This is a genomic window from Phenylobacterium sp. (assembly GCF_030697925.1).
GTDB lineage: Bacteria > Pseudomonadota > Alphaproteobacteria > Caulobacterales > Caulobacteraceae > Phenylobacterium.
In genome coordinates, this window is the sequence record NZ_JAUYOJ010000163.1 from 1 (window position 1) to 4,582 (window position 4,582).

General features: G+C 67.4%; 7 protein-coding genes. 3 read left to right on the forward strand and 4 right to left on the reverse strand.

Translation table 11 applies throughout. From position 1 onward, the window contains the following. Positions 1–134: 134 nt before the first annotated feature. A complete protein-coding gene (locus Q8Q88_RS15545; protein ID WP_305676097.1) occupies positions 135–1,025 on the reverse strand; it encodes a LysR family transcriptional regulator in 891 nt (296 codons plus the stop codon). A 108-nt stretch (positions 1,026–1,133) separates the two neighbouring features. Here Q8Q88_RS15545 and Q8Q88_RS15550 point away from each other — a divergent pair, with 108 nt between their 5' ends. Both Q8Q88_RS15550 and Q8Q88_RS15555 read left to right on the forward strand, forming a co-directional pair. Further along, positions 1,134–1,841 carry an alpha/beta fold hydrolase gene (locus tag Q8Q88_RS15550; protein WP_305676098.1) on the forward strand — a complete coding sequence of 236 codons (708 nt, stop codon included), beginning with the start codon at positions 1,134–1,136 and terminating at the stop codon, positions 1,839–1,841. Between the two features lie 23 nt (positions 1,842–1,864). Beyond that, positions 1,865–2,296: a hypothetical protein gene (locus Q8Q88_RS15555; RefSeq protein ID WP_305676099.1), complete on the forward strand. Its 432-nt coding sequence runs from the start codon at positions 1,865–1,867 to the stop codon at positions 2,294–2,296. Positions 2,297–2,359: 63 nt separating this feature from the next. Here the strand turns inward: Q8Q88_RS15555 and Q8Q88_RS15560 are convergent, their stop codons facing one another. The 3 genes from Q8Q88_RS15560 to Q8Q88_RS15570 are packed head-to-tail and all read right to left on the reverse strand — an operon-like array spanning position 2,360 to position 4,036. Continuing rightward, positions 2,360–2,959, reverse strand: a complete 600-nt coding sequence (locus Q8Q88_RS15560; RefSeq protein ID WP_305676100.1) for a DUF1190 domain-containing protein — start codon at positions 2,957–2,959, stop codon at positions 2,360–2,362. Between the two features lie 8 nt (positions 2,960–2,967). Then, on the reverse strand, positions 2,968–3,381 hold the full coding sequence (locus Q8Q88_RS15565) for a DUF350 domain-containing protein (RefSeq protein ID WP_305676101.1): 414 nt from the start codon (positions 3,379–3,381) through the stop codon (positions 2,968–2,970). A gap of 10 nt (positions 3,382–3,391) precedes the next feature. Next, positions 3,392–4,036 carry a YjfK family protein gene (locus tag Q8Q88_RS15570; RefSeq protein WP_305676102.1) on the reverse strand — a complete coding sequence of 215 codons (645 nt, stop codon included), beginning with the start codon at positions 4,034–4,036 and terminating at the stop codon, positions 3,392–3,394. A gap of 83 nt (positions 4,037–4,119) precedes the next feature. Between Q8Q88_RS15570 and Q8Q88_RS15575 the strand changes: the two genes are divergently transcribed. Then, the coding region (locus Q8Q88_RS15575) for a DUF2170 family protein (protein ID WP_305676103.1) at positions 4,120–4,582 on the forward strand (463 nt) is incomplete at its 3' end.

Sequence of the window (4,582 nt, forward strand, 5' to 3'; positions counted from 1 at the left end):
AACTCGGCTCGACTGTGCACCGTCAGCCGGGCATTCTTGTGGACGTTCATCCGATCCCTTCCTGAGACCCTGTAGCTTCGCAACCACAGCTTCCCCGGTCCGGGTCGGATGGACAACCTATTGAGAGCTCACACCTAGGGCTCGGAATCGACCAGCTCATGCAGTCGCGAGACGAACAGCCGCAGGATCGGGGAGGTGTTCGCCTTGTGGTGGCCGACGACCAGATCGATCGTCGGCGGCTTGCCCTGCAGGGGGCGAGTGGTCACCGTCGAGGGCAGGTAGTTTTGGGCGTAGGTGGGGGCCAAGGCCACGCTGTGGGTCGAGGCGATCAAGGACATGGCCATGGTCAGGTTGTGCACCTCGTGGCTGGGGCGGATATCCAGGCCAAGCGCCGCAAGATGATCGTCGATGGCGATCCGAAGCATGGGCGCGATGTTCGATACGCTGATGAAGCTCTCGCCTGTGAACTCGCGCGGGTCGATGGCGGCGTGGGACGCCAGGCGGTGATCGGCGGGCATGAGCACCACGAGCGGCTCAGTGGCCACGCGTACGAACTCCAGGTCGGTCGCGTGCGCCTCGCGTCGCATGAAGGCGGCGTCGAGCTTGCCGCTCATCAAGGCGTCCGCCAGGTCCGGCGAGTAGTTGCTGGAGACGGTGATGTCGATGTTCGGTAGCTGGTCCCCGAGGATGCGCATGGCGGCCGGCAGCCACTCCAGTTCCTGACCGGTCAGGAAGCCGAGCTCAAACGCGGGTTTGGCCGCCCGCGCGACGCGGCGAGCCGCCTCGCCGGCGGCCTCGACCTGCGAGAGGGCCAGGCGAGCGTGATCCAGGAAGGCCCAGCCGGCGGGCGTCAGTTCGACGCCGCGGACATTGCGCGTCAGCAGCGCGACGCCCACCTCGGACTCCAGATCGCGGATTTGCCGGCTCAGCGAGGGTTGAGCCGTGTGCAGCCGGCGATCGGCGGCCTGGGTCAGGCTCCCTTCCTCGGCGACGGCGACGAAATAGCGAAGGTGCCGCAGCTCCATGGCCCGTACCATGCTCGCGAAGTATGGCGCCCAACCTACAAAGTCTTTTTCGGGGGCGGTAGCCCAGACCTAAGTCTTCTCCGACTGGCGTATCGGAAGGAGATCGCGATGGCCCGCGCAAGTGAAGCAAGTGTGGTTCTGGTCCACGGCGGTTTCGTCGACGGTTCGGGCTGGGAGGCCGTCCACCGAATCCTGAGCCAGGAGGGCTACCAGGTCAGCGTCGTGCAACATCCGACGGTGTCGTTGGCGGAGGACGTGGCCGCCACCAAGATGGTGATCGACGCGCAGGACAAGCCCGTCGTGCTGGTCGGCCACTCCTATGGCGGCGTGGTGATCACCGAGGCTGGAACGAACCCGAAGGTGAAGGCGCTGGTCTATATCGCCGCCTTCGCCCCCGACGCCGGCGAGTCCGTTTCCGCCCTGATCGCCAATCCGCCGCCGGGCGCGCCGACACCTCCGATCCTGCCGCCGCAGGACGGTTTCCTGTTTCTCGATCGGTCGAGGTTCCACGCGTCGTTCGCGGCCGACGTGGACGCCGACAAGGCCGCGTTCATGGCGGACTCCCAGGTTCCCTGGGGCGTCGGCGCGTTGGACGGCGCGGTCACTGAGCCGGCGTGGCGATCGAAGCCGAGCTGGTATCTGGTCGCGACGGAGGACCGGATGATTCCGCCTCCGGCCCAGCGGATGATGGCGAGCCGCGCCGGCGCGAAGACGATCGAGACGCCGGGAAGTCACGCGATCTATGTCTCGCAGCCTCGCACCGTGGCGGCGCTCGTGGAGATGGCCGCGAGCGGAGCGACCGTAGGGACGGCCTGAGTCGCGGCTCAAGAATAAGCTCGATGAACCCGACCCTTATCAGCGCCCTGGCCGCCCTCGCAGGCGCGCTGATCGGGGGCCTGGCGTCCCTGGGGAGTTCCTGGCTGACGCAGTGGACCCAGGTGCGCGCCCGCACTCACGAACGCGACCGGGCGCGTCGAGAGGTCCTCTTCTCCGACTTCATCAACGAGGCGTCTCGACTCTATGGCGACGCCCTCAGCCACGAGAAGGATGGCGTGCTCGACCTGGTCGGGCTCTACGCCATCGTCGGCCGCATGAGGTTGATCTCCTCGGCCGCCGTTGTGGCTTCGGCCGAGCGGACGCTCGACGCGGTCATCGATGCGTACCTGTCCCCAAACAAAAGCCTGCAGGAACTGCGCTTGCTCATGGCTGAGGGCAGGATGAACTTCCTCGTGGATTTCAGCGAAGCGGGGCGCGCCGAGTTGGACGCTTAGCGGTCCGGCCGGGGAGGCGTCAGCCGTCGCTCGCCGCCTGGGGGAGGAGCCGCAGGGCTCTTGCTATCCCCCGAAGCCGCGGCCGCCGCCGAAGCCGCCCCGGGAGACGACCGATGTGCGGGTCTGCATGCGGGGCGGGGCCTGGCGCACGGCGTCGGGCGGGTCGATGCCGTACTTGCCGATGGTGGTGCGGCCGGTGGCGTAATCGCGGCCGAGCGTGCCGCCCCAGCCGGTCGTGTAGCCGTCACGCCCCCGATAAAGGCCCGTGCCGCGGTAGTAGCGGTTGCCGCCGCCATCGAACAGCTGGCCGATGACGAAGCCGGCCAGCAGGGGGGTGAAGAAGCTGCCGCCGCCCGAGCCGCGGGGCACGCAGTTGCCGGCGCCGTAGGTCTCCTCGCAGCTAGCCTTGGCCTCGAAGCGCGGGGCGGACTTGTCGTTGTCCTCGAGCGCCTTGGCGTAGGCGGTGTCGCACTCGGCGTCGGGGATCTGGTTGGCGGTCTTGCAGGAGTCCAGGTCGGCGTACTGGAAGGTCTCGACCTGCTCGCCCTGGGCGACCGAGTTCTGGTCCCAACGGGCGGCCGCGGGCGTGTCGTCGCAGGCGGCGACGGTCAGGCTGGCGCCGGCCAGCATGGTGGTGAGGGTGAGCGAACTGGAGCGTTTCATGACGAACCTCAGGCGGTCATGCAGGCGGCGTTGAGCAGACCGACGCTGATCGAAATCCCGGCCATGTAGATGCCGATGGAGACCTCGCCGGCCTCGACGCGCGCCTTGACGTCGGGCAGGGCGATCATCCGTACGGCGGTGAAGGCGACGATCTGGATGACGCCGGCGAGCGTCGCCCAGGCGGCGAACTCCAGCAGGCTGACCGTGTGGCTCAGCGCCGAGGCCAGCGGCAGGACGTAGCCGATCAGGGCGCCGGCGAGCGCGATGGCCGCGGCGCTGTTGCCGGCCCGGATCAGTTCGCGCTCCTTGTAGGGCGTGATCCACTGGTAGATGACCTTGAAGGCCAGGGTGAAGACGCCGGCGGTGACGAAGGCCAGCAGGAAGGCCAGGGCGCCGGTCTGGAACGCGGTGACGTCGAACATGGCTTGCCTCTCAGGCTTTGAATTCGCCGACCGCCAGGGGCAGGCCGATCATGATCTCGTGGGTGACGTCGCCCTCGGCGGGTTCGAGGGTCATGGCGAGCAGCAACTCCCGGCCCTCGTCGGGCAGGTCGCGGTGGAACAGCATGCAGGTCTGGAAGAGCCGTGAATAGGGCTGGTCGGCGGCCCGGTCGGTGAAGACGTTCTCCCAGAAGGTCACCGGCGCCTGGTCGAGGGTCTCCTCGTCGAACCAGAAGCGACGATAGACCGGCAGGTCGTCCTCCATGAAGGTCGGGGACCGCAGCTTGTCGGCCCACAGCCGGCGCTGGGCCGAGCTTCCGGGATAGGCGCTGCGCCAGGGGACGAAGAGGGTGAAGTCATTGGCGCTCTGGCCCTCGCGGTCGTCGGAGACCGCCTGGAACATCACGTGGTCGTCGGTGTAGAACCGGTGCACGAAGGCGCCATCATCCAGGGAGACCACGCCCTGGGCGGTGATCTCCAGGGTGTCGCGGTCGAGTTCGAACTTCGTCTCGTCGCCGAACCGCCGCCAGGTGAGGGGATCGAGGATCACGGTGCGGCCGATGGTGACGTTGCGCACGATCGGCAGGACCGGCGCGGCCAGCTTCGGGGTGTTCTTGCCGAAGAGCTTGCGGAACATCGGTGGGCGGCTTTCCTAAACCGGCCGCAGAATGACCTGCCGCGGCATCTTGTCAAGCGTTCATGGTATGCGTACATGTATCCATGGCTGAACGACGCCCCCGTTCCGAACAGGCCGCCGAGCGCACCCGCGCCTGGCGTCAGGCCCGTCGGGAAATGGGCTTCGTGAAGATCGAGGTCTGGGCGCCGGCGGCGTGCAAGGCCGACATCCAGGCCGCAGTACAGGCCATCGTCATAGAGTCGACGCGCGGCCCGGCTTTGTTAGGCATTCCACACAACGCACAAGGCGTCACAAACATGGACTCCGTCATCGACACGGCCTGGACCGTTCCCGGCCTCCGCGACGCGCTCGTCGAGAGCACGCTGGTCCGGGAAGGCGAGCTCACCGCCCAGGTGATCGAGGGGGCCGAGCCGGTCCTGCTGGTCACCATGCACGAATACGGCGACCTGCCGGTCTATGTCAGTGTCGGGCCGCTGCAGATGGTGGTCTCGGTGATCCTCTGGCCGGTGGACGAGCAGAAGGACCAGGCGGCGTTCAACGTCTTCC

Excerpts from the sequence above, each read along its gene's own strand:
- Q8Q88_RS15560 (WP_305676100.1), bottom strand. The coding sequence starts at position 2,959 with ATGAAACGCTCCAGTTCGCTCACCCTCACCACCATGCTGGCCGGCGCC.
- Q8Q88_RS15545 (WP_305676097.1), bottom strand. The coding sequence starts at position 1,025 with ATGGAGCTGCGGCACCTTCGCTATTTCGTCGCCGTCGCCGAGGAAGGG.
- Q8Q88_RS15570 (WP_305676102.1), bottom strand. The coding sequence starts at position 4,036 with ATGTTCCGCAAGCTCTTCGGCAAGAACACCCCGAAGCTGGCCGCGCCG.
- Q8Q88_RS15565 (WP_305676101.1), bottom strand. The coding sequence starts at position 3,381 with ATGTTCGACGTCACCGCGTTCCAGACCGGCGCCCTGGCCTTCCTGCTG.
- Q8Q88_RS15550 (WP_305676098.1), top strand. The coding sequence starts at position 1,134 with ATGGCCCGCGCAAGTGAAGCAAGTGTGGTTCTGGTCCACGGCGGTTTC.
- Q8Q88_RS15555 (WP_305676099.1), top strand. The coding sequence starts at position 1,865 with ATGAACCCGACCCTTATCAGCGCCCTGGCCGCCCTCGCAGGCGCGCTG.